At 70.7% G+C, this 22,820-nt stretch carries 24 protein-coding genes and 1 tRNA gene; 16 read left to right on the plus strand and 9 right to left on the minus strand.

Annotated elements, in window-relative coordinates:
• The first annotated feature begins 51 nt into the window (after positions 1 to 51).
• Genes ACF1AJ_RS00085 through ACF1AJ_RS00095 form a run of 3 tightly spaced genes read left to right on the plus strand, consistent with a single transcriptional unit; the run spans position 52 to position 3,940 of the window.
• On the plus strand, positions 52 to 894 hold the full coding sequence (locus ACF1AJ_RS00085; protein ID WP_391505618.1) for an ABC transporter ATP-binding protein: 843 nt from the start codon (positions 52 to 54) through the stop codon (positions 892 to 894).
• Positions 891 to 1,868, plus strand: coding sequence for an ABC transporter substrate-binding protein (locus tag ACF1AJ_RS00090; protein ID WP_391505619.1), 978 nt, complete (start codon positions 891 to 893; stop codon positions 1,866 to 1,868). The genes ACF1AJ_RS00085 and ACF1AJ_RS00090 overlap by 4 nt, the downstream gene beginning before the upstream one ends.
• The gene (locus tag ACF1AJ_RS00095; RefSeq protein WP_391505620.1) at positions 1,865 to 3,940 is read left to right on the plus strand and encodes an iron ABC transporter permease; all 2,076 of its coding nucleotides are present in this window, start codon (positions 1,865 to 1,867) and stop codon (positions 3,938 to 3,940) included. Before ACF1AJ_RS00090 ends, ACF1AJ_RS00095 begins: the two co-directional genes overlap by 4 nt.
• 34 nt (positions 3,941 to 3,974) lie before the next feature.
• Here ACF1AJ_RS00095 and ACF1AJ_RS00100 read toward each other — a convergent pair whose 3' ends face one another.
• The gene (locus ACF1AJ_RS00100) at positions 3,975 to 4,796 is read right to left on the minus strand and encodes a class I SAM-dependent methyltransferase (RefSeq protein ID WP_391505621.1); all 822 of its coding nucleotides are present in this window, start codon (positions 4,794 to 4,796) and stop codon (positions 3,975 to 3,977) included.
• 69 nt (positions 4,797 to 4,865) lie between these two features.
• Here ACF1AJ_RS00100 and ACF1AJ_RS00105 point away from each other — a divergent pair, with 69 nt between their 5' ends.
• Positions 4,866 to 5,615 (plus strand): phosphoglyceromutase, encoded by a 750-nt coding sequence (locus tag ACF1AJ_RS00105; protein WP_391505622.1) that lies wholly within the window; start codon positions 4,866 to 4,868, stop codon positions 5,613 to 5,615.
• A gap of 53 nt (positions 5,616 to 5,668) precedes the next feature.
• Entirely contained in the window at positions 5,669 to 6,097 is a 429-nt protein-coding gene (locus tag ACF1AJ_RS00110; protein WP_391505623.1) for a 2'-5' RNA ligase family protein, read from the plus strand.
• Positions 6,098 to 6,200: 103 nt separating this feature from the next.
• On the opposite strand, the gene phoU is transcribed toward ACF1AJ_RS00110, so the two are convergent.
• Positions 6,201 to 6,857 carry a phosphate signaling complex protein PhoU gene (gene phoU, locus ACF1AJ_RS00115; protein ID WP_309860688.1) on the minus strand — a complete coding sequence of 219 codons (657 nt, stop codon included), beginning with the start codon at positions 6,855 to 6,857 and terminating at the stop codon, positions 6,201 to 6,203.
• 193 nt (positions 6,858 to 7,050) lie between these two features.
• On the opposite strand from phoU, the gene ACF1AJ_RS00120 reads away from it, so the two are divergent.
• Both ACF1AJ_RS00120 and ACF1AJ_RS00125 read left to right on the plus strand, forming a co-directional pair.
• Positions 7,051 to 8,202, plus strand: a complete 1,152-nt coding sequence (locus ACF1AJ_RS00120; protein ID WP_018191802.1) for a cell wall metabolism sensor histidine kinase WalK — start codon at positions 7,051 to 7,053, stop codon at positions 8,200 to 8,202.
• On the plus strand, positions 8,199 to 8,882 hold the full coding sequence (locus ACF1AJ_RS00125; protein ID WP_018191801.1) for a response regulator transcription factor: 684 nt from the start codon (positions 8,199 to 8,201) through the stop codon (positions 8,880 to 8,882). Before ACF1AJ_RS00120 ends, ACF1AJ_RS00125 begins: the two co-directional genes overlap by 4 nt.
• A gap of 91 nt (positions 8,883 to 8,973) precedes the next feature.
• Here the strand turns inward: ACF1AJ_RS00125 and ACF1AJ_RS00130 are convergent, their stop codons facing one another.
• A complete protein-coding gene (locus ACF1AJ_RS00130) occupies positions 8,974 to 9,480 on the minus strand; it encodes a hypothetical protein (protein ID WP_391505624.1) in 507 nt (168 codons plus the stop codon).
• Positions 9,481 to 9,619: 139 nt separating this feature from the next.
• Here ACF1AJ_RS00130 and ACF1AJ_RS00135 point away from each other — a divergent pair, with 139 nt between their 5' ends.
• The 4 genes from ACF1AJ_RS00135 to rlmB all read left to right on the plus strand — a co-directional run bounded on the left by ACF1AJ_RS00135 (position 9,620) and on the right by rlmB (position 13,882).
• On the plus strand, positions 9,620 to 10,102 hold the full coding sequence (locus tag ACF1AJ_RS00135) for a CarD family transcriptional regulator (RefSeq protein WP_018191799.1): 483 nt from the start codon (positions 9,620 to 9,622) through the stop codon (positions 10,100 to 10,102).
• A gap of 87 nt (positions 10,103 to 10,189) precedes the next feature.
• On the plus strand, positions 10,190 to 11,347 hold the full coding sequence (gene ispD / locus ACF1AJ_RS00140) for a 2-C-methyl-D-erythritol 4-phosphate cytidylyltransferase (protein WP_391505625.1): 1,158 nt from the start codon (positions 10,190 to 10,192) through the stop codon (positions 11,345 to 11,347).
• An 88-nt stretch (positions 11,348 to 11,435) separates the two neighbouring features.
• The gene (cysS, locus tag ACF1AJ_RS00145) at positions 11,436 to 12,869 is read left to right on the plus strand and encodes a cysteine--tRNA ligase (RefSeq protein WP_391505626.1); all 1,434 of its coding nucleotides are present in this window, start codon (positions 11,436 to 11,438) and stop codon (positions 12,867 to 12,869) included.
• Entirely contained in the window at positions 12,866 to 13,882 is a 1,017-nt protein-coding gene (gene rlmB / locus ACF1AJ_RS00150) for a 23S rRNA (guanosine(2251)-2'-O)-methyltransferase RlmB (protein WP_309860676.1), read from the plus strand. The genes cysS and rlmB overlap by 4 nt, the downstream gene beginning before the upstream one ends.
• A gap of 27 nt (positions 13,883 to 13,909) precedes the next feature.
• Here the strand turns inward: rlmB and ACF1AJ_RS00155 are convergent, their stop codons facing one another.
• Positions 13,910 to 15,214: a DUF4032 domain-containing protein gene (locus tag ACF1AJ_RS00155; RefSeq protein WP_391505627.1), complete on the minus strand. Its 1,305-nt coding sequence runs from the start codon at positions 15,212 to 15,214 to the stop codon at positions 13,910 to 13,912.
• A gap of 101 nt (positions 15,215 to 15,315) precedes the next feature.
• Positions 15,316 to 16,410, minus strand: coding sequence for a sn-glycerol-3-phosphate ABC transporter ATP-binding protein UgpC (locus tag ACF1AJ_RS00160; RefSeq protein ID WP_309860673.1), 1,095 nt, complete (start codon positions 16,408 to 16,410; stop codon positions 15,316 to 15,318).
• A 338-nt stretch (positions 16,411 to 16,748) separates the two neighbouring features.
• On the opposite strand from ACF1AJ_RS00160, the gene ACF1AJ_RS00165 reads away from it, so the two are divergent.
• The 3 genes from ACF1AJ_RS00165 to ACF1AJ_RS00175 all read left to right on the plus strand — a co-directional run bounded on the left by ACF1AJ_RS00165 (position 16,749) and on the right by ACF1AJ_RS00175 (position 18,113).
• Positions 16,749 to 17,645, plus strand: coding sequence for a thioredoxin domain-containing protein (locus ACF1AJ_RS00165; RefSeq protein ID WP_309860670.1), 897 nt, complete (start codon positions 16,749 to 16,751; stop codon positions 17,643 to 17,645).
• A 52-nt stretch (positions 17,646 to 17,697) separates the two neighbouring features.
• Positions 17,698 to 17,770, plus strand: a tRNA-Thr gene (locus tag ACF1AJ_RS00170).
• A 43-nt stretch (positions 17,771 to 17,813) separates the two neighbouring features.
• On the plus strand, positions 17,814 to 18,113 hold the full coding sequence (locus ACF1AJ_RS00175; protein WP_309860668.1) for a hypothetical protein: 300 nt from the start codon (positions 17,814 to 17,816) through the stop codon (positions 18,111 to 18,113).
• Positions 18,114 to 18,179: 66 nt separating this feature from the next.
• On the opposite strand, the gene ACF1AJ_RS00180 is transcribed toward ACF1AJ_RS00175, so the two are convergent.
• Positions 18,180 to 18,623, minus strand: coding sequence for a hypothetical protein (locus ACF1AJ_RS00180; RefSeq protein ID WP_391505628.1), 444 nt, complete (start codon positions 18,621 to 18,623; stop codon positions 18,180 to 18,182).
• Between the two features lie 156 nt (positions 18,624 to 18,779).
• Between ACF1AJ_RS00180 and ACF1AJ_RS00185 the strand changes: the two genes are divergently transcribed.
• On the plus strand, positions 18,780 to 19,373 hold the full coding sequence (locus ACF1AJ_RS00185; RefSeq protein WP_391505629.1) for an alpha/beta hydrolase: 594 nt from the start codon (positions 18,780 to 18,782) through the stop codon (positions 19,371 to 19,373).
• Positions 19,374 to 19,393: 20 nt separating this feature from the next.
• Here the strand turns inward: ACF1AJ_RS00185 and ACF1AJ_RS00190 are convergent, their stop codons facing one another.
• The 3 genes from ACF1AJ_RS00190 to ACF1AJ_RS00200 are packed head-to-tail and all read right to left on the minus strand — an operon-like array spanning position 19,394 to position 21,677.
• The gene (locus tag ACF1AJ_RS00190) at positions 19,394 to 19,777 is read right to left on the minus strand and encodes a PLD nuclease N-terminal domain-containing protein (protein WP_391505630.1); all 384 of its coding nucleotides are present in this window, start codon (positions 19,775 to 19,777) and stop codon (positions 19,394 to 19,396) included.
• A 23-nt stretch (positions 19,778 to 19,800) separates the two neighbouring features.
• Positions 19,801 to 21,336: a carboxylesterase/lipase family protein gene (locus ACF1AJ_RS00195; RefSeq protein WP_391505631.1), complete on the minus strand. Its 1,536-nt coding sequence runs from the start codon at positions 21,334 to 21,336 to the stop codon at positions 19,801 to 19,803.
• Positions 21,333 to 21,677, minus strand: a complete 345-nt coding sequence (locus ACF1AJ_RS00200; protein ID WP_309860658.1) for a YciI family protein — start codon at positions 21,675 to 21,677, stop codon at positions 21,333 to 21,335. Before ACF1AJ_RS00200 ends, ACF1AJ_RS00195 begins: the two co-directional genes overlap by 4 nt.
• A 190-nt stretch (positions 21,678 to 21,867) precedes the next feature.
• Between ACF1AJ_RS00200 and ACF1AJ_RS00205 the strand changes: the two genes are divergently transcribed.
• Positions 21,868 to 22,815, plus strand: coding sequence for a siderophore-interacting protein (locus tag ACF1AJ_RS00205; protein WP_391505632.1), 948 nt, complete (start codon positions 21,868 to 21,870; stop codon positions 22,813 to 22,815).
• Positions 22,816 to 22,820: the final 5 nt, after the last annotated feature.

The raw sequence follows: 22,820 nt of genomic DNA on the forward strand, positions 1-22,820 counted from the left end.
GGATCCGGCTGCCGCTTGGCCACCGAGTTAGGTTAAGCTAACCTAACTTTCGTGACTGCGACCGCCGGCCTTCTCGCCTCCGACGTGACCATCGCCTACGACGGCGTCGACGTCGTCCACGGTGCCGACCTCCTTCTCCCGCGCGGGAGCGTGACCGCCCTCATCGGCCCGAACGGCAGCGGCAAGTCGACGCTCCTGCGTGCGATCGCGCGGCTGAAGGATGCGCGCAGCGGCTCGGTGCTGCTGCCCGGCGCGGCGGATGCCGAGGCGACGGACATGGTCGACGCTCTCGCCCTCTCCCGTCCGGAGTTCGCCCGCCGCGTGACCCTGCTCGCCCAGAGCCGTCCGACGCCCGCGGGCCTCAGCGTCCGGGAGGTCGTCGGGTTCGGGCGCCACCCGTACCGCCGTCGCTTCCGCTCCACCGACCCGGAGGGCCGCGCCGCCATCGACCGGGCCCTCGAGCTCACCGGCGTCGCGACGTTCGCCGACCGGGGTGTCGAATCCCTCTCCGGAGGTCAGTTGCAGCGCGTGTGGCTGGCGTGCTGCCTTGCACAGGAGACGGATGTGCTGCTGCTGGACGAACCGACGACCTACCTCGACCTGCGCTACCAGGTGGAGATTCTCGACCTCGTCCGCGAGCTGGCGGACCTGCACGGCGTCACCGTCGGCCTCGTGCTCCACGACCTCGACCAGGCCGCCGCTGTCTCGGACCGCGTCGTGCTCCTCCGCTCCGGCCGCGTCGTCGCCGCCGGTTCCGCGGCCGAGGTGTACGACCCCGAGCTGCTGACCGACGTCTACGGCATCCGCATCGACGTCGAGACCGATCCGATCTCCGGTGTCCCGCGCACGCGGGCCGTCGGCGCCCACCACCTCCGAACCGAAAGGACCCGATGAACATCCGACGACACCTGCCCGTGGCAGCCCTGGCGGTCGCCGCCGCGATCGCGCTGAGCGGCTGCGGCACGACCGAACCCGCCAGCGGCGAGACGAACGGCGGGGCCGCCCTGACGGTCACCGACGCCCGTGGCGAGAAGGTCCGCCTCGACGGTCCGGCGAAGAAGGTCGTCGGCACCGAGTGGAACGTGGTCGAGATGCTGCTCACCCTCGGCGTCGAACCGGTGGGCGCCGCGGATGTGAAGGGCTACACCGCCTGGGACACCGCGGAGAAGCTGCCGAAGGGCGTGAAGGACATCGGGACGCGCGGGGAGCCGAGCGTCGACACCGTCGCCGCGCTCAAGCCGGACCTGGTGGTGGCGACGACCGACCTCTCCGACTCCGCCATCGACCAGCTGGAGCGCGTGGCGCCGGTGCTGGTGGTCCGGTCGGCCGACGCCTCCCGCCAGCTGGAGCAGCTGACCGACAACGTGAACCTGATCGCGAAGGCGACCGGGACCGAGGACCGCGCGAAGACCGAGCTGGCGTCGTTCGACACCGCGGTCGCCGACGGCAAGAAGAAGCTCGCCGACGCAGGTCTGTCGGGTGCGAAGGTCGCGTTCGCCGACGGATGGGTGCAGGGCAACAGCGTCTCCGTCCGTCCATACGCGGCCGGGTCGTTGATCTCGGACGTGAACGAGAAGCTCGGCCTCGCCAACCCGTGGACGCTGGAGGGCGACGAGGCGTACGGCCTCGCCGCGACCGACGTGGAAGGTCTGACCTCCCTCGGAGACGTGCAGTTCGCCTACATCGCCAACGATGTCGATGGCAGCGACCCGTTCCAGGGTGCGCTGAAGGACAACGCCGTGTGGACGTCCCTGCCGTTCGTCACGGCGGGCGATGTGCACCGCCTGCCCGACGGCATCTGGATGTTCGGAGGCCCCGCATCGATGAAGCAGTACGTCGCGGCGCTGGTCGACGCCCTCACGAAGTGACACAGGCCGTCGCCGTCCGCCGGGGAGCCGGCGGACGGCTCGCCCTTCTGGCCTGCGCGGCCGCGGTCGCGGTGGTGGCGCTCTCGCTCGTCCACCTCTCGCAGGGGACCGCCGTGCTCGGGCCGGACGCCCTCTGGCGTGCTCTGACCGGGGGAGCGGGGGCCGGGGAGTCGGGTGCAGCGCAGGCGGATGCCGTGCTCGCCGCCTCCCGGCTGCCCCGACTCGCGGCCGGGCTCGTGGTCGGCGCGACCCTGGGTGCGGCGGGGGCGGCCCTGCAGTCCGTCTCCCGGAACCCCCTGGCCGCTCCCGACACGCTTGCGGTGAACGCCGGTGCCTATCTGGCGGTCGTCGCCGTCGCCGCCTTCGGCATCTCTCTTCCGGTGTTGCCGGCCGGAGCGATCGCCTTCTGCGGCGGTCTGATCGCGGCCGTCGTCGTGCTGGGGCTGTCGCGCGGGGGAGCCGGGCCGGTCCGGCTGGTTCTGGCGGGGTCCGCGCTGACGCTCGCGCTGAGCGGGGTCAGCGGGATGCTGCTGCTCTTCTACTCGCAGGAGACGACCGGCCTGTTCGCGTGGGGTAACGGGTCGCTCGTGCAGACCGGCATGGACGGGGTGCTGCAACTGCTGCCGCTCGCCGTCGCGGCCTTCGCCGGTCTACTGGTGCTCTGCCGGCGGCTCGACATCCTCGCGCTCGGCGACGACGGCGCCGTCTCGGTCGGGGTGAACCCGCGAACCACCCGCGCGGTGGTCGTCGTTCTCGCGGTGGTCCTCTCGGCGGTGGCGGTGACCATCGCGGGGCCGATCGCGTTCGTCGGCCTGTGTGCGCCCGCGATCGTACGGCTGCTGGCGTCGCGGGTGCCCGGGCTGGCCCGTCATCGGGCGTTCCTGCCGGCCTCCGCGGTGGCCGGGATGCTCGTCGTCCTGATCGCCGACGTGCTGCTTCGCGCCGTGTTCGGCGGTCAGGCGGGCGTCGCGGTGCCGACCGGGATCGTGACAACGGTCTTCGGCGCCGGCGTGCTCGTGTTCTTGGCCTACCGGTCGCGCGACACGTCGTCGAACACCGCGACGAACGCCGCCGTGAAGCTCCGCAGCAGGCGCGCCTTCGTGATCACGCTCGTCGTCTGCTGCATCGCTCTCGTCGCCGCAGTGGTCGCCGCCGTCCTCCTGGGGGATGCGCGACTCCTGCTCGGCGATGTCTGGAACGGCATCACCGGCCGGGCCGGACGCGTGGTGTCGTTCGTGCTCGACACGCGCCTCCCGCGGGTCGCCGAAGCACTCCTCGCGGGTGCGGCCCTCGCACTGGCTGGCACCGTCGTGCAGGCGGTGTCGCGCAACCCGCTCGCCGAACCCGCCATCCTCGGCGTCGTCGGGGGAGCGGGCGTGGGGGCGATCGCCGTCATCACGGCTGTCCCGCTGGCGAGCTTCTGGCTGGTCGGTGGAGCAGCGTTCGCCGGTGCGGCGGCCGCCGCCCTGCTGGTGTTCGGCCTCGCGGCACGCCGTGGGCTGGAGCAGAACCGTCTCATCCTGATCGGCATCGGCGTCTCGTCCGGCGCGACCGCCTTGACCAGTCTGTTGATCGTGCTGACCGATCCGTTCAACGGCGCGAAAGCCCTGGTGTGGCTGTCCGGCTCGACGTACGGGCGCACGTTCCCGCAGGTGCTGCCGGTGCTGGTGGTGCTGCTGGTCGCGGTGCCGCTGCTGGCCGCGGCCACCCGGGAGCTCGACATCGTCGGACTCGATCCGGACACCCCGCGGGTGCTCGGCGTCCGGCTCGGCCGCGCCCGGCTCGGCCTGCTGGCGATTGCCGTCGCTCTCACGGCCGCGGCCGTGGCGGCGGTCGGCGTGATCGCGTTTGTCGGGCTGGTCGCCCCGCACGCCGCCCGATCACTGGTCGGACAGCGGCACGCGCGCGTGCTGCCGGTCGCCGCGCTGCTCGGGGCGATCCTCGTCAGCGTCGCCGACACGGTGGGCCGGACGCTGATCGCGCCCGCGCAGATCCCGGTCGGTCTGGTCACCGCCGTGATCGGGGCGCCGTACTTCCTGTGGCTGCTGTGGAGGTCGCGGGCGGAGGCGTGAGGTGGGCTGCGGGGGCGACGGGCGGCCGGTCGCCTCAGGGGTTCGGTGCCACCGCATCCCACGCCACGGTCAGCTCGCCCAGCCGCCAGCGCGTCCGGCCGCCGACGACCGGCCAGCCCGCGTCGCGCATCCCCTGGGCGGTTGCGATCCAGCGCTGGCTCGGGCCGTAGGCGGCGAGGGGCGAGTGGATGCGCCACAGCCGGTCGAGCGCGGCCAGGAAGTCGTGCACGCGCTCGCCCGGAACATTGCGATGGATGAGCGCCTTCGGGAGCCGCTCGGCGACGATCGAGGGGGTGTCCAGACCACGGAGCCGCAGCGAGACGGTGAGCGTGCGCGGGCCGGCGGTGTCGAGCTCCACCCAGCTGGAGATGCGCCCGATCTCGTCGCAGGTGCCCTCGACCAGGAGGCCGCCCGGCTGCAGGCGCGCGCGCATCCGCTCCCAGGCCTCGGCGACATCCGCCTCGCGGTACTGCCGCAGCACGTTGAACGCGCGGATCACCGCGGCTCGACGGCCGTCGGGAAGCGGCACCTCGAACCCGCCCAGGGCGAACCGGATGCGCGCGTCCGGCGCGAAGCCCGTCCGGCCATCGCGCACGGCGGCCAGCTGCTCGTTCGCCGTGCGCACCCGGCCCGGCTCGATCTCGAGGCCGACGACCTCCACATCCGGCCGCACCCGGGCCAGCCGCTGGTGCAGCTCCAAGGCGGTGACCCCGCTGGCGCCGTAGCCGAGGTCGACGACGACCGGGTCGGAGGTGCGGCGGAGCACCGGCTGCGCGGCGATCCAGCGGTCGACGCGGCGCAGCCGGTTCGTGTTCGTCGTGCCACGGGTGACCGTGCCGACCGCGCCGGAAGCCATGCCTCCATCCTGGCAGCGGGCGGGTTCCCGTCGCGCTCGCCGGCATCGGCGACGCGATAGATTGGGGGCATGGCCGCTCCCTACACCCTGATCCTCCTGCGCCACGGCAGCAGCGAGTGGAACGAGAAGAACCTGTTCACCGGCTGGGTCGACGTGCGACTCAGCGAGACCGGCGTCGCCGAGGCGAAGCGGGCGGGCGAACTGCTCCGCGACTCCGGGCTCGAGCCCGACGTGCTGCACACGTCGGTCCTGACGCGCGCGATCCAGACCGCGAACTACGCGCTCGATGTCGCGGACCGTCTGTGGATCCCCGTCGAGCGCTCCTGGCGGCTCAACGAGCGCCACTACGGCGCGCTGCAGGGCCTCGACAAGGCCGAGACGCTCGAGAAGTACGGGCCGGAGCAGTTCCAGCTGTGGCGCCGTTCGTTCGACGTGCCGCCGCCGCCGCTCGCCGACGACAGCGAGTTCTCGCAGGTCGGCGACCCGCGCTACGCGGGTCTGGGCGACGACCTGCCGCGGACCGAGTGCCTGAAGGACGTCATCGCCCGCATGCTGCCCTACTGGGAGTCGGACATCACGCGCGACCTCGCCGAAGGCAAGACGGTGCTGGTCACCGCCCACGGCAACTCTCTGCGCGCTCTGGTGAAGCACCTCGACGGCATCTCCGACGAGGACATCGCCGGCCTCAACATCCCGACCGGCATCCCGCTCGTCTACAAGCTCGGCGAGGGCTTCACGCCGCTCGAGCCGTCGTACTACCTCGACCCGGAGGCAGCGGCCGCGGGTGCCGCCGCGGTCGCCGCGCAGGGCAAGAAGTAGCCACGACCAGCACCTTCGTCGTCGTCGCGTTCCTCCGGGGACGCGGCGACGACGTGTCTCCGGCCACGTTCCCGGCCGGTGACTGGCCGCTGCACGTCACCATCGTGCCGCCGTTCGACACCGAGCTGGATGCGGATACGGTCGCCGAGCTCCTCCCGCGCGTCCCGCCGATTCCCGTCGTCGCGGCGGGGCGCGAGCGGTTCGGCGCGCACCGCACGGTCCCGGTGACGGTGCTGCGCGCCTCCGAGCCGCTGCATGCGCTGCACGTCGCGGTGGTGGATGCGCTGGAGGCCGCAGGCACCGTCATCCGCGACCAGCGCCACCTGCGCGACGGCTACCGTCCGCACGTCACCGACCAGAGCGCCGGCCGTCTGCATCCCGGCGAGCACGTCCTACTGACGGAGCTCTCCGTCGTCGCCCGCGCTCCGCACTCCACCCGAACCGTCGCCGCGCGCATCCCCCTCGCGCCCTTCCGCCCCTGACCCCCTGACCCCAGCCAACAGCTCCTGAGTTTTTCGCGCGAAACGCCGGAGCGCGAGGCGAAAAACTCAGGAGCTGTTGGCTGGGGACGGGGGAGGGAGCGGGTTAGGAGGCGAGCTCGGGAGCCCAGTCGCCCGTCGCGAGGTACTGCACCTTCTTGGCGATCGAGACCGCGTGGTCGGCGAAGCGCTCGTGGTAGCGGGAGGCGAGGGTCGCGTCGACCGTGTCGACGGCCTGGCCCTTCCACGTCTCGCCGAGCACCTTGTCGAAGACGCTGATGTGCAGCTCGTCGATGTCGTCGTCGTCGTTGCGGATCTCGTCCGCGAGGCGGAGGTCCTGCGAGCGGAGCAGCTCGGCCAGCTTCTGCGCGATCTGGACGTCGAGACGCCCCATCTCGGAGAACGTCGAACGGAGGCTCTTCGGAACGACCTTGTCCGGGAAGCGGTACCGGGCCAGCTGCGCGATGTGCTCGGCCATGTCGCCCATCCGCTCGAGCGACGCGCTGATCCGCAGTGCACTCACGACGATGCGCAGGTCGCGGGCCACGGGCTGCTGCCGGGCGAGGATCTGGATGGAAAGCTCGTCGAGCAGCACCGTCAGCTCGTCGATGCGGTGGTCATTCGCGATGACGTCCTCGGCGAGCGTCACATCCGAATCGTTGAACGCCTGCGTGGCGTTCTGGATGGAGCGGACGACCAGCTCGGCGATCTCGACGAGGCGGTCCTGAACTTCCGCCAGCTCCTGCTGGAAGACTTCGCGCATGGGGTGTGGTCCTTCCTGGCGTGCGCGGGCACGCGGGATGTCGGGGCCTTCTGACCCCGTATTGCATGTTCGCCGTGGCAGGTTAACAAACGGTGCCCCCCGGCTGAACACTGTCTAACGTACCCGCGAAAACACGCGGCCGGTGGCGGGATGCGTCCATGCGCGTGCATCGGCATCACTTACGCTTGGGGCCATGGACTCCACCTGGTTGGTGCTGCTGTCGCTGGGCCTGGGGCTCGCCGTCGGCGCCGGTTTCGTGTGGATCCTGCACATCGCCGCGCGACGCGGGCATCATGCCGCCGAGGTGGTGAACCCGGCGGTACCCGACGGCGTCGACCAGGTGCTGGATGCGCTCGAGTCCGCCGGTGTCGTGCTCGACCCGTCCAACAACGTCATCAAGGCGTCGCCTGGTGCTCATGCCATCGGTCTCGTCTGGAACGGCGCCCTCGTGCACCCGCACCTCGTCGACCTGGTGAACCGGGTCCGACGGAGCGGAGAGTCGCTCACCGAGGAGTGCGAGCTGTCACGCGGACCGTTCGGCGACGCGGGCATCCATCTGAGCGTGCGGGTCGCCCGGCTCGGCTCGCGCTACATCCTGCTTCTCGCGGAGGACCGCACCGAGTCGTTTCGGCTGGATGCGGTGCGCCGCGATTTCGTCGCGAACATCAGCCACGAGCTCAAGACGCCGATCGGAGCCGTCAGCCTGCTCGCCGAGGCGCTCGACGGCGCCTCCGACGACCCGGAGCAGGTGCGCCGCTTCGCCCTGCGGCTGTCGGAGGAGGCGCAGCGCCTCGCCCGCATCACGCAGGACATCATCGAGCTGAGCCGGCTGCAGGCGACGGATGCGCTGGGCAACGCGACCGAGCTGTCCGCCAGCAAGGTCGTCAAGGCCGCCATCGACCAGAACCGCGTAGCCGCAGAGACCCGCAACATCGAGATCGCCATGCGCGGCGACAAGGACGCCCAGGTCATCGGCAACGAGAACCTGCTGGTCACGGCCGTCCACAACCTGATCTCGAACGCCATCCAGTACTCGCCCGACGACTCCCGCATCGGCATCGGCGTGCGCAACACCGGAGGCGTTGTCGAGATCGCGGTGACCGACCAGGGCGAGGGCATCCCCGAGGAGGACCTCGACCGAGTGTTCGAGCGCTTCTTCCGCGTCGACCAGGCCCGCTCGCGCAACACCGGCGGCACCGGGCTCGGCCTCTCCATCGTCAAGCATGCCGTGCAGAACCACGGCGGCGAGGTGCGCGTCTGGTCGCAGCCCGGCCGCGGTTCCACGTTCACGATCCGGTTGCCCGAGGCATCCAGTGTCCGACCCCCGTTAGGAGACAACCAGTGACATCCATCCTGCTCGTCGAGGATGAGGCCTCGCTCAGCGAGCCGCTCGCGTACCTGCTCAAGCGGGAGGGCTACGAGGTGGAGGTCGCGGAGGACGGCCCGTCCGCGCTGGCCGCCTTCGACCGCGACGGCGCCGACCTCATCCTGCTCGACCTCATGCTCCCGGGCATCCCGGGCACCGAGGTGTGCCGCGAGATCCGGACCCGCTCGAACGTTCCGATCATCATGCTGACCGCCAAGGACTCCGAGGTGGACATCGTGGTCGGTCTGGAGCTCGGCGCCGACGACTACGTCACGAAGCCGTACTCGTCGCGGGAGTTGCTGGCGCGCATCCGTGCCGTGCTCCGCCGCCGCGTCGACGAGGAGGAGCAGCAGGATGACGGCGTGCTCGAGGCCGGAACGGTGCGGATGGATGTGGACCGCCACACGGTCGCCGTGAACGGCGCGGAGATCTCCATGCCGCTGAAGGAATTCGAGCTGCTCGAGCTGCTGCTGCGGAACGCCGGACGCGTGCTGACCCGCGGCCAGCTGATCGACCGGGTGTGGGGGAGCGACTACTTCGGCGACACCAAGACGCTCGACGTGCACATCAAGCGCATCCGCTCGCGCATCGAGGAGAGCCCGTCGGAGCCGCGGATGCTGGTGACCGTGCGCGGGCTGGGCTACCGCTTCAACGCCTGAGGCGTCTCCCGGCCAGCTCGTCCTGAACACGAAGAAGCCGCCCCACGCGATGCGCGGGGCGGCTTCTGCTGTCTGGGGTGCCGGCCTGTGATTACCGAGCGGCCGGCAGGATGGTCGGCGGCACCAGGCTCGCGTACTCGGGCAGCTGGCCGTCGAGCACGGGGACCTTGAGGTTGACGCCGGTCTGGTCGCCGTACTGGAAGTAGACGGGGAACAGGGCGCCGGGCTTGGTGGTGAACTCCGGGATCAGGACGTTGCCGGTGCCGCCGTTCTCCGGGTCCTGGCCGAGCTGCTTGACCTGGCCGGGCTGGACGGTGACGTACGCCGCACTGGAGCTCTGGTCGCCGGCGCTGATGGCGACGCGGTGGCTCTTGCTGTCGGTGTTCACGAGGGTCACGACGAGGTTGCCGACCGTTCCGTCTTTCGCGTCGGTGACGATGATCGCGTTGCGGACGTCGATCGAGCCGACATTCCCGCTCACGCCGTCGCTCGCGTCGTAGTGCTTCGTGGTGGCCTGTGGGGCGATGAAACCGCATCCCGCGGTGCCGAACGCGACGGCCAGGGCGAGGGCGACGGACGCCGCGACTCGAGCTTTCACTGAATGACCCTCCCGGTGATTTTCCCCTGCAACTCTATCCCATCCGGAGGGGTCGTCCGGGGCCTCGGGAGGCGTGAGGGCGAACCTTAGCATGTGCCTCATGTGGTATCCTATTCATTGCTGAAGGGACAACAAATCTATGCTTTTCGAGGTTGGCGAGACCGTCGTCTATCCGCACCACGGTGCCGCAACGATCACCGAAGTCAAGAAGAGAATCATCAAGGGTGAAGAGAAGCTGTACCTCAAGCTCAACGTGACGCAGGGCGACCTGACCATCGAGGTCCCCGCCGAGAACGTCGATCTGGTCGGTGTGCGCGACGTCATCGGCCGCGAGGGTCTCGACCGCGTCTTCGAGGTGCTGCGCGCTCCGTTCACCGAGGAGCCGACCAACTGGTCCCGCCGCTACAAGGCCAACCTGGAGAAGCTCGCCTCCGGCGATGTCATCAAGGTCTCCGAGGTCGTCCGTGACCTGTGGCGTCGCGACCAGGACCGCGGTCTCTCCGCCGGTGAGAAGCGCATGCTCGCCAAGGCCCGCCAGATCCTGATCTCCGAGCTCGCGCTCGCTGAGAAGACCGATGACGAGAAGGCCTCCAGCCTGCTCGACGAGGTGCTGGCCTCCTAGGCGCTCCCGACGAATTCGAAGGCCCCGTCGCTCCGTGCGGCGGGGCCTTCGTCGTACGCGGAGCAGGCCGCCGGGTACGCTCGACGCGTGGACAGCATCCCCGGACCGCGCGTCGCGGTCGTCGTCGTGGCAGCAGGATCGGGCACGCGCCTGGGCGCCGAGCTCCCGAAGGCTTTCGTGCCGTTGCACGGGTTGACGCTCCTCGAGCGGTCGCTCCATGCCATCCGCGGCATGCGGCACGCGGTCGACCCGATCGTCGTCGCGCCGTCCGACCGTCTCGACGAGGCCGGGGCCCTGGCGCGGCGCGCGATCGGTGGGCCGGTGACCGTCGTGGCCGGCGGGGCGACGCGGCAGTCGTCCGTCGCGGAAGGGCTCGCCGTGGTGGATGCGCGAGCCGACATCGTCCTCGTTCACGACGCCGCCCGGGCGCTCGCGCCGACCGACCTGTTCGACGCGGTGGTGGATGCAGTGGTCGAGCGCGGATACGGCGTGATCCCCGGCCTGCCGGTCAGCGACACGGTGAAGCGCATCGGTGACGATGGCCAGGTGCACGAGACGGTCGACCGGTCCGCGCTGTCGGCGGTGCAGACACCGCAGGGCTTCCCGCGCGAGCAGCTGCTGACGGCGTACGCGCTGGCCGAGAGCGACGAGACGGACGACGCTGGGCTCGTGGCCGCCGCCGGCTTCCGGGTGGATGTGGTGCCCGGCGACGCGCACGCCTTCAAGGTGACGACGCCGTGGGATCTCCGGCGGGCCGAGGAGCTGCTCAGTGGATCCACGACGCCAAGGATCGGAACCGGAAGCGATACGCACGCCTTCGACGAGGCCGCAGAACTGTGGCTCGCCGGGCTGCACTGGCCGGGGGAGCCGGGGCTCGCCGGCCACAGCGACGGCGACGCCGTCGCGCACGCGATCGTCGATGCGCTGCTGTCCGCCGCGGGGCTGGGCGACATCGGCGCGGTGTTCGGGACGGGCGATCCGCGGTTCTCAGGCGCCCACGGGGAAGTGTTCCTCTCCGAGGCTCGGCGACTCGTGGAGGAGGCGGGATTCCGGATCGGGAACGTGGCCGTCCAGGTGGTCGGCAATCGGCCGAAGTTCGCGCCGCGCAGGCAGGAGGCGCAGGAGCACCTCTCGGCGATTCTCGGGGCTCCGGTGTCGGTCGGGGCGACCACGACGGACGGGCTCGGCTTCACTGGACGCGGCGAGGGGATCACCGCGCAGGCGACCGCACTGCTGCTGGGTTGAATCCGTCTACAACCCGCGACAGCGCGAGGTTCTCCCCAACTCGGTCATGACGGAGCGGCGGCCGGGGCGTGGCCCGTAGGCTTATGCCGTGACTCTTCGGCTCTACGACACCAAGGCGGGCGCTCTGCGCGACTTCGTCCCGTTGCGCGACGGCGAGGTCGGAATGTACGTGTGCGGGCCCACCGTGCAGTCGTCGCCGCACATCGGGCACTTGCGCTCGGCCCTCGTCTACGACCAGCTGCGTCGGTGGCTCAGCTACCGCGGGCTCGATGTCACGCTGGTGCGCAACGTCACGGATATCGACGACAAGATCCTGGTGAACGCGGCGGCCGCGCAGGCTGCAGGTGGGAGCGAGGAGTGGTGGGCGCTCGCCTACCGCTTCGAGCTGGAGTTCAGTGACTCCTACCGCGCGATCGGTGTCCAGCCGCCCACGTACGAGCCCCGCGCGACGGCCAGCATCCCGCAGATGCAGGAGATCATCCAGCGCCTCATCGACGCCGGTCACGCCTATCCGGCGGCGGACGGCTCAGGCGACGTGTACTTCGACGTGAAGAGCTGGCCGTCCTACGGCGAGCTCACGCGGCAGAGCATCGACAACATGGAGGCCGCGGCCGACGCCGACCCGCGCGACAAGCGCGATCCCCGCGACTTCGCCCTCTGGAAGGGCCGCAAAGAGGACGAGCCGGCGTCCGCGTCGTTCCCGTCGCCGTGGGGCGACGGGCGCCCCGGCTGGCACATCGAGTGCTCGGCGATGTCGCGCCGCTACCTCGGACCGCAGTTCGACATCCACGGCGGCGGACTCGACCTCCGCTTCCCGCACCATGAGAACGAGCTGGCGCAGTCGACGGCAGCGGGCGATGCGTTCGCGAACTACTGGGTTCACAACGGCCTCGTGAACGTCAACGGTCAGAAGATGAGCAAGTCGCTCGGCAACTCGGTCTACGCGGCCGATCTGCTGGGTGCCGCGCGTCCACTGGTCGTGCGCTACTACCTCGGCTCGGCGCACTACCGGTCGACCATCGACTACCACGACGGCTCGCTGAGCGAGGCCGAGGCCGCACTCGACCGCATCGCCGGGTTCTTCGAGCGTGTGGAGCGGCGGCTGTCCGGCACCCGATTCGCCGGGCACGGCGTCGAGGTCGTCCCCGACGCCTTCGCCGAGGCGATGGATGACGACCTCGCGGTGCCGCAGGCGCTCGCCGTGCTCCACGACACCGTGCGTTCAGGCAACGCGGCGCTGGATGCGGAAGACTTGGAGGCGGCGGCCACCGCGCGCGGGCATGTTCTCGCGATGACGGAGGTGCTCGGCATCAACCCGCTCTCGCCGCAGTGGCGGAGCGGCGGCTCGACCGCCGCAGACGCGGCGCTCGGCGAGCTCATCGGTCGGCTTCTCGCCGACCGGCAGGCGGCCAGGGCCGCACGCGACTTCGCCGCAGCCGATCGCATCCGCGACGAGCTGGCGGCGGCAGGAATCACCATCGAAGACACCCCGACGGGGTCGCATTGGAGCATCGGATCATGAAGAACTCGGGTGGAAAGCCCCGCGCCGGAGCAGTGCGCAAGAGCAAGAAGGGCGCCCAGGTCGGCACCGGCGGCCACGGCCGCAAGGCGCTGGAGGGCCGCGGCCCGACGCCGAAGGCGGAGGATCGCGACTATCACCCCGCGGGCAAAGCCAAGGCGCTGCGCGAGCGCGCGGCCGCGAAGGCGGCGCGGAGCGGGCGCGACACCGCGCCCCGCGGTGCCTCGGGCGCCTCGCGCCGGGCGAAGAGCGGAGACGAGAGCGAGATCGTCACCGGCCGCAACTCGGTGCTCGAGGCTCTGCGGGCCGACATCCCGGCGTCGACCCTCTATGTCGCCGCGCGCGTGGAGTTCGACGACCGCATGAAGGAGATCCTCTCCATCGCGACCGGCCGAGCCATTCCGATCCTCGAGGTCATGCGGCCCGAGCTCGACCGCCTCGCGGGCCGCGACGCGGTGCACCAGGGCGTCGCCCTGAAGGTGCCGCCGTACGAGTACGCGCACCCCGGTGAGCTGCTCGACCGCACCCTGCGCTCTTCGGAGACCCCGCTGTTCGTCGCGCTCGACGGCATCACGGACCCGCGCAACCTCGGAGCGATCATCCGCTCGACGGCGGCGTTCGGCGGCCAGGGCGTCATCGTGCCGCAGCGCCGCTCGGTCGGCATGACCGCCGCGGCCTGGAAGACGTCGGCCGGCGCGGCCGCACGCACACCCGTGGCGATGGCTCCGAACCTGACGCAGACTCTCAAGGAGTTCAAGAAGGCCGGAGTGTTCGTTCTCGGCCTCGACGGCGGCGGCGACGTCAGCCTCCCCGGCCTCTCGTTCGCCGACCGGCCCGTCGTGATCGTCGTCGGCAGCGAAGGCAAGGGGCTGTCCCGGCTGGTGACCGAGACGTGCGACGCCGTCGTATCGATCCCGATCACCGCGGCGACCGAGTCGTTGAACGCCGGCATCGCGGCGAGCGTCACGCTCTACGAGATCGCCAAGCTGCGCGCCGAGGCCCGCGCCGCGAAGTAACGCGCGGCGTCAGACCTTTGACCGGCGTCAGACCTTCGACCGCCAGTCGTCGTCGTCCTCGTCGTCGTCCGCCGCGGCCCCGCTGCTCAGCACCGGAAGGCTGATGGTCTCGGTCGGCGGGGCGATGACGGTCGCCTCGTCGCGCCGGTGGCGCAAGATGTCGTTGATGTACGAGGTCAGGGCCTCCGCCAGAGGGACATCGCGTCCCTCCTTCTGCGACATGAACCAGCGGTGCTCCAGCAGCTGGTGGAAGACCTCCGCCGGCTCCAGCTTGCCCTTGAGGTCTGCGGGGATCGAACGCACCACCGGCTCGAACACGCGCATCAGCCACTCGTGCGCCATGGCTTCCTCGTCCAGCCCCTCCTTGCCCAGGGTCGCCGCGTACGAGTCCAGGTCGTTAAGCAGCCGGCGGGCCTGGTTCTCGCCCGTGTCGAGCCCCGTGAGGCGGAGCAGGCGGCGCTGGTGGTGTCCGGCGTCGACGACCTTCGGCTGGATGCGCACCTTCGTGCCCTCCTCCGACGTCTTGATCGCCAGCTCCTCGATGTCGAAGCCCAGTTCGTTCAGACGCTCGACGCGCTCGCTGATGCGCCAGCGCTCCGACGACGAGAACGACTCGCTGCCGGTCAGCTCCTTCCAGAGCTTCCGGTAGGCCGCAACGATGCCGTCGGAGAGGCTGATCGGGTCGAGCTCCTCATCCACCCGGCCGCCGGCCTCCAGGTCCATGAGCTCGCCGGCGATGTTGACCCGCGCGATCTCCAGATCGTTCTCGCGCTGCCCGTTCGAGAGGCCGCCCTCGTACAGCTGGCCGGTCTCCGCATCAACCAGGTAGGCCGCGAACGCGCCCGCGTCGCGACGGAACAGGGTGTTCGAGAGCGACACGTCACCCCAGAAGAACCCGACGATGTGCAGGCGCACCAGCAGCACCGCGAGGGCGTCGACCAGGCGCGTCGCGGTGTCCGGACGCAGCGTCTGCGAGAACAGCGCCCGGTAGGGGAGCGAGAACTTCAGGTGCCGGGTGACGAGGGCCGCGTTGAGCGGGGTGCCGTTGTCATCCGTGCGGTTCTTGATCACCGCGACCGGATCGACGCACGGCACGTCGAGACGCTGCAGAGTCCGCAGCATGTCGTACTCGCGCTGGGCCATCTCCGCCGTCGTCTCCTTGATGGCGATGACGTAGCCGGAGAGGTTGGCGAATCGCACCAGGTGGCGGCTGATGCCCTTCGGCAGCAGGGCGATGTGCTCGTTCGACCAGTCCTCCAGCGGAAGGTTCCACGGGAGGTCGAGCAGCGCCGGGTCGACGGTCGCTGCGGTGATGTTGACGGATCCGGCCACGGTGGTCCTCCGGTCGGTGGTGGGGCGGTGCTGGCTGGCGCAAAGCACTCTGCCGCAGCCCGATCCGGACTGCGGCAGAGTGAGGAATCGCTTCTTGGACCTTAGTCGACGACAGCTCCGCCGAGGCGCTCGCCCGACTCCGCGTGGAACACGTGGACGTGGCCGGGCTTCGGGGTGATGTAGACCGTGTCGCCCGCGTTCGGGTGGATACGGCCGTCGACGCGGCCGACGATGTCGGTGCGCTTGCCCTCGACCTCGGAGTGGCCGTACAGGTAGCCGTCCGCGCCGAGCTCCTCGACGAGGTCGACCGTGACCTTGAGGCCGGTGCCCTCGGTGTTCGAGACGACGACGTCCTCCGGGCGGACACCGATGGTGACAGCCGAACCGGCGCTGGCGATGGTGTCGCGCTCGACCGGCACGACGGCCGACCCGAACTTGACGCCGCCGTCGGTGACGTCAGCAGTGAACAGGTTCATGGCCGGGCTGCCGATGAAGCCGGCGACGAAGACGTTGTTCGGCTGCGCGTACAGGTCGCGCGGGGTGCCGACCTGCTGCAGGACGCCGTCCTTGAGCACCGCGATGCGGTCGCCCATGGTCAGAGCCTCGGTCTGGTCGTGCGTGACGTAGACGGTGGTGACGCCGAGACGACGGGTCAGCGACGCGATCTGCGTACGGGTCTGGACGCGAAGCTTGGCGTCGAGGTTCGACAGCGGCTCGTCCATGAGGAACACCTGGGGCGAACGCACGATCGCCCGGCCCATGGCGACGCGCTGACGCTGACCACCGGAGAGCGCCTTCGGCTTACGGCCGAGGTACGGCTCCAGGTCGAGCAGCTTGGCGGCCTCGAGGACGCGCTGGGCGCGCTCCTCCTTGCCGACACCGGCGATCTTGAGCGCGAAGCCCATGTTCTCGGCGACGGTCATGTGCGGGTACAGCGCGTAGTTCTGGAACACCATCGCGATGTCGCGGTCCTTCGGCGGGACGTCCGTGACGTTGCGCTCGCCGATGAAGATGTTGCCGTCGTTGACCTCTTCGAGGCCCGCGAGCATGCGGAGGGACGTGGACTTGCCGCAACCGGAGGGACCGACGAGCACGAGGAACTCCCCGTCTGCGATCTCCAGGTCCAGTGCGTCCACGGCGGGGCGGGTCGATCCCGGGTAGAGCCGGGTCGCCTTGTCGTAGGTGACTGTCGCCATTTTCTTCTTTTCTCCTTCACCGGCAGGTACGTGCCGGACGATCCGTTGTGAATGGATGAACGTGGCGTCTACGTCCGATGGGCGCCGATGCCACGTGGCCATAATATGGCATCGGCGGACATGCTCATGACCGGAGCCCCACTCGGACGTGCGGATGCTCGCCGCATGCGCAGTAACCCGCGCGTTTCCGCCGTACCCGCGCGTCCAGCCACCGTCTGGTCGATTCCCAGACAGCCGGTTTACGCTTTCCCGGTTGTGTGCGCCGGAGGTGCGCCACCCGCCGCGTCCCCCGCGCGGCCCGTTCGACCCGAGAGCAGTATCCGGAAGATATGAGCCCTATGACCGATCCCGACGACAGTCGCAACAGCGACGTCCGCGCGGCTGCGCGGGAGAAAGCACGACAGCTCCGCACAACGCAGCAGCGCAGGGACCGACGGAACCGCCTGCTGCTCTCCGGCGGCATCGTCCTCGGAGTCCTCGCCGTCGTGGCCATCGTCGCCGTCGTGATCGTCAGCGCGATCCGCCCGACCGTCCCCGGTCCGAAGAACATGGCCAGCGACGGCGTCGTCGTCGGCTCGGGCCTCAAGGTCAAGACGACGACCGCCCTCGCCGCCGACGCGAAGCCGGTCGCGAGCACGCCGGACCCGGCGGGCAGCACGGTCGACATCCGCATCTACGCCGACTATCTCTGCAAGCTGTGCGGCGACTTCCAGCGCACGAACCTCGAGCAGCTCGAGCCGCTGGTGAAGAACGGCGCCGTGACCGTGGAGATGCACCCCGTCGCGATCTACACCAGCCACTCCGCAGGCACGAAGTACTCGCTGCGCGCGGCCAACGCCGCCGCCTGCGTGGCCAACTACGACCCCAACGCCTTCTGGAAGTTCAACGCCTCGCTGTTCGAGAAGCAGCCGGCCGAGGGCGGCCCCGGTCTCAGCGACGACGTTCTGAAGAAGCGCGTGGACGCGGCGGGCGCGACCCGTACGGGCGAGATCGACTCCTGCATCGACGAGGGACGCTTCAAGTCCTGGGTGACCTCGGCGAGCGATCGGGCGCTCAGCGGCCCCATCCCGAACTCGGACGTCAAGAAGATGACCAATGCGCTCCTGGTGCTCGTGAACGGCAAGCCGTACACCGGGTCGCTGACAAGCGCGGACGACTTCAAGGCCTTCGTGCTGCAGGCGCAGGGCGACGAGTACTCGTCGACGGCGACGCCGACGCCCACCCCGTCTCCCTGATCCGGCGCGTCCGCCCGCTGCCCTAGGATGGGGTCGGCGGGAGACCGCCACCGCCGGCTTAGCTCAGTTGGTAGAGCACTCGCCTTGTAAGCGAGCGGTCGCGGGTTCGAGTCCCGCAGCCGGCTCCGTCGCGTCATATTGCGGGGCCATCGGACGTCTCTTGCAGGTGTGACCGATGACATCCGCACCGAGCTCCCGACCGCCCTCTCCTCCCGCGAGCACTACGTCCTCGGCGTGCCGGAGCGCGCGCAGCGCATGGAGGCCGACACCGTGGCCGCAATCGCGGCGGCCGTGGTCGGTGTCGTGTGCGTGCTGGCGTCCGCGGTCGGTGTGATCGCCCTGTACGTGGCCCCGCTCGGGGCGGGCGCTGTCGTGCTGTCGTCGGTGGTGGTGGGAGCGGTCGCGACGGCCCTCCTCGCAGGCGGCGCCTACGCCTGGTTCGCCGATCGGCGCGGCCGCGGCGTCTGAGTCGTCCGCAGGGGCCTGGGCCGTTCGCAGGGTCCGGGCCGGGTGCCGCGCGCCCAGCCGGCGGGTTCAGTCGGCGCGCGCCGTGCCCGTCGCAGCGAGGAGGAGCCGATCGAGCGCGTCTGTCGGCGTCGTGGCATAGCGAATGGCCACATCCCACACCCGCTCGTAGGCGGCCTCGCTGACGGCGAGCGACCGCGGGTCGCTGCGCTCCCACGACGGCTCGTGGACCGGGAGGCGGAGCAGCCGCTCCCGGAGCAGGAACGCGATGTTGTCGGCGGGTGCGATGCCGCGCCGGCCGTCGCGGATGGACATGACGAGGTCGCCGATGGTCGACGCGTGCCGCACCTGGGCGATGGTCATGCCCGCGAACCGGGCGAACTCGTCCACCGTCAGCAGGTCGGGGAGCTTCGCCGCGTACTCCTGCGCGATGGCGCCGCGGAGCTGTATCCACGCGGCCTTCCGCTGCTCGCCGCTGCCGGAGGCGCGCTCCGTCGTTGTGATGTCGGCCATTCTGTTTCCCCCGATCCCTGGGCGTATCGACGATGCCGTCCTACCCATAAGGGACGAGGTGTGCCGCGCCCGCATGACGCAGCGCACAGGACCCGCTCAGGTGCCGGGGTCGCTCAACACCTGGACGCGCCGCCACGTCCGGGCATGAATGGAGTCATGTCTCGGACCAGCGTGCCCTCCCTGTTGTTCCTCCACGGGCGCTACGGCGTGCGCGACGATCTCGCCTGGATCGCCGAGCGCGCCCCTGCGCCGTGGCGTCCCGTCCTGCTGCAGGGGCCCGTCCCTCTGGGGGACCGGTTCGAGTGGTTCTCGGTGGCCGACTGGGAGGGGGTGGGCGCGCTGTCGAGCACTGCTGCGCCTGCGGCCGACCGCCTTCTCGCGTGGATCGACCAGAACTGCGGCGACGCGCCGGTTGCCGCTGTCGGGTGGTCGCAAGGCGGCGCGACCGCTCTGCAGGTCATGCGGCGGGCGCCCGGCCGGCTCCGGTTCGTCGTCACGCTCGGCGGATTCACCACGATGGATGCGGAAAGCGGGGATGCCGTGCTCGCCGAGCGTCGGCCACCGGTGTTCTGGGGGCATGGCGCCGACGACGACGTCATCACGCCGAACGACATCGAGCGGATGCGCGAGTTCCTCCCCGGCCATTCGACCCTCGAGGAGCGGGTGTACCCGGGCGTCGGGCACGACATCTCCACGCAGATGGCGGACGACGCCTTGCGCTTCGTCGTCGAGCAGTCGGCCGAGCTGTAGCGGGCGGCCGGCCCGTCGCGTCAGGCCGTCTCGCCCGCGTCCGTCCGCCGCCGCAGCTCCTCTTCGAGCCGCCGGATGCGCTGATCGCGTTCGGCTTCCGCGATCTCCCGCTCGAGCGCCGCGAGCTGCGCCTCCGTGCTGTTCGGTGCGAGGTCTCGCCTCGGGGCGGCCGCGGTCGGCTCGGCATGGACCGTCGGCATCCGGAGAGTCCGTCGGCGGCCGGACGACGCGTCGTACTCGCGGCCGATCGCGAACCACAGGATGCTGCCGATCAGCGGCAGCAGGATCACGACGAACACCCACGCCAGCTTCGGCAGGTGCCGCACCTGCTCACTCGGCCGCAGGATGATATCCACCAGGGCGAACACGAACAGCGTCATGACGAGCAGCGGGATGACGAGCATGCCGCCGAGTCTAAAGGGAACGCTCAGCCGAAAGTCAGGACCTGCTCGCCCCAGCCGGCACGCAGCCGGGCGTCGAGGTCGGGCACCACCCGATCGCTCGCGCCGATGACGAGCGTCGCGCGGCGCTGCGGCTCGTACGCCGGCCAGCCCGCGCCCGGCACGCCCGTGCGAGCGAAGTCCGTCCAGCGCCGGCGCATCCGCTCGGAGACGGCTTCGGCGGTCCGTCGGCCACCGAGCAAGAACGAGGGGTCGCGCGGGAGGGCGTCGAACTCGCCCCAGACGTATGGCAGGTCCGTCGCGTGGGACGCGCCGACGCCGGTGAGCCGGAGCAGGGGAGGGGCGAAGTCGAACCGGTAGAGGTGGGTGGGGGCGACGGCGCTGTGCCCGGCGGCGACCCAGAGCGCCGGCATCCGGAACGCGATGTCGGTGGCGACGCGGACGCCGCGTGCGGGACGGCGGCGGCCGTACACCGAGAGCACCCGCTCGCGCTCGGGGAGGGATGCGCCGCCGCGCTCCTGCTCGGAGCGCATGGCGTCGAACATCCGGCGCAGCGCGGTCCGCCGGATCGGAAGCAGAGGTGACCGCATCAAGCGGAACAGTGTCGCCTCATCGTGGGTGCTCCCGATGAGGAGCGGAACGGGCATCCCGCGTCCGTCGCTGAGCACGCGGATCGGGGCCTCGGGCAGGATGTCGTCGCCCACGATCGGGGCGAAGGCGAGCATCCCGGGGTGCTCCCGCGGGACCTCCGTGTAGACCGCCGCACCCGCATCCACGATCGCCTCGACGGGGACGCCGCGGAGTGCGGCCGCCGTCCGCACGTCGGGGCCGAGCCGCTCGACGAAGGTCCGGGCAACCGTCGCCGCGCGCTCCGGCCCGTACATCGACCCGGCGGGCGGGCTCTGCGCGATGGCGCGATGGAACAGTCCCGCCGCCGCGGGGGAGGCGAGAAGTGCGGTGACGAGGCCGGCGCCCGCGCTCTGGCCGAACACCGTCACCGAGTCCGGGTCGCCGCCGAACGCGTGGATGTTGTCCCGCACCCAGCAGAGCGCGAGCAGCACATCCCGCAGCGCGACATTCGTCTCCGCGTCGTCGACACCGACGCTCCGGACGTCGAGGAAGCCGAGCGCGCCGAGCCGGTGGTTCAGGGTGACGAGGACGACATCCCCGTCCGGCGCGAACCGGTCGCCGCGGTAGATGAGCTGACTGGATGCGCCCAGCGCGTACGCCCCACCCTGCAGCCACACCATCACCGGGCGCAGGCCGCCGGACGGTGGTTCGTGAGACGGCCGGATGACGTTGAGGAACAGGCAGTCCTCGTCCATCCGCGTCTCGCCGGGCGGCCCGAGGGGCACCGCCGGGTTGGGGCGCTGCGGCGCCGCCGGCCCGAAGGCGACCGCATCCACGACGCCGCTCCAGGGAGCCGCGGGCACGGGCGCGCGCCAGCGGAGCCGGCCGGTCGGCGGCTCGCCGTACCGCATACCGCGCCACACGGACACGCGGCCGTCATCGCGTCCGCGGACAGCGCCCGCGGACGTGACGACGACCGGCCGACCATTCACGCCGGAGCGGTCTCGTCCCACTGCATGAACGGGCGCAGCTCGAGCTGGCCGTTGCGCGCCATCGGGTGCCGCGAGGCGATCTCGATGGCCTCATCCAGGTCCTCGACCTCGAGGATGTCGAAGCCGCAGATCCACTCCTTGGTCTCGGCGAAGGGTCCGTCGGTGACGTAGCGCTTGCCGTCGCGGACGCGGACGACCCGCGATTCGGTCGGGGCCTGCAGCACTTCGCCGATGACGCGCTTGCCGCTGGCATCCAGCTCGTTCACCCAGATGTCGACATCGGACTCGTCCGACACGGTGTCCCGCTGGGAGTCGGTGACCACGAACATCATGTACTTCATCGTTCTTCCTCTCGATCGCGAACGCTTTCATACGGACGTCGAACGAGACGGCCCCTGCTCGACATTCTGGCCCGGGACGTCCCGATCGCGAAGGAATCGGGGCGCGAAGGACTCAGCGGATCGCCAGGAGGCGCGAGAGGAAGTTAGTGTAGCCTTACCTTAGTCCCGCACCCTGCTTCGGAAGGCCGCCGTGACCATCCTCGCCCCCACCCGCACCGAGCGCCCCCGCCCCGCGTACCGGCCCTACCGCGCGGCCGTCGAGCGGATCCAGCGGCTGAGCCCGCATTTCACCCGCGTCACCTTCCGGTGCGGCGACTTCACACACTTCGGGACCGAGTGCCTGGACCAGCGGATCAAGCTCCTCTTCCCGCTCGCGGACGGCTCCTACTCCGACCTCGGCATCGACGATGAGGAGGCCCACTTCGCGGGCGACTGGTTCGAGCGGTGGCGCGCGCTGCCCGACCACCTCCGCAACCCGTTCCGCACCTACACCGTGCGGGCGATCGACACCGACGGCTGCCGGCTCGACGTCGACTTCGTCGTGCACGCGGACGGCGGTCCCGCCTCCCGCTGGCTGCTCGGCGCGGCCCCCGGCGACGAGATCGTCGTGATCGGACCGGATGCGCGCAGCCGGCACCGCGGCGTCGGCATCGACTGGCGCCCCGGCGAGGCGCGCGAACTGCTGCTCGTCGGCGACGAGACCGCGGCGCCGGCCATCGCATCCATCCTTGAGGCGCTGCCCGGCGGGTGCCGCGCGCGGGCGTTCATCGAGGTGCCGTCGGCGGACGACGCTCTCGAGCTCGGGCTGCCGGTGCACGCCTCCGTCACCTGGCTGCCGCGCGGCGAGGCGGTGACGGGCACCGAACTCGTGCCGGCCGTGCAGCGGTGGCTCGCCGAGAACCCGCACGTCGTCGCGGCGGCGTCGGCGACCGCCTCGCAGAGTCTCGACGAGGTGGATGTGGACCGCGACATCCTCTGGGAGACCCCGGAGGACACGCATCCCGGCTTCTACGCCTGGATCGCGGGGGAGTCTGCGGCCGTCAAGACGCTCCGCCGCCTGCTCGTCCGCGACCACGGCATCGACCGCTCGCGCGTCGCCTTCATGGGCTACTGGCGCCTCGGCCGCGCCGAGAACTGACCCTC

This window comes from Leifsonia sp. NPDC014704, from assembly GCF_043083605.1.
Taxonomy (GTDB): domain Bacteria; phylum Actinomycetota; class Actinomycetes; order Actinomycetales; family Microbacteriaceae; genus Leifsonia.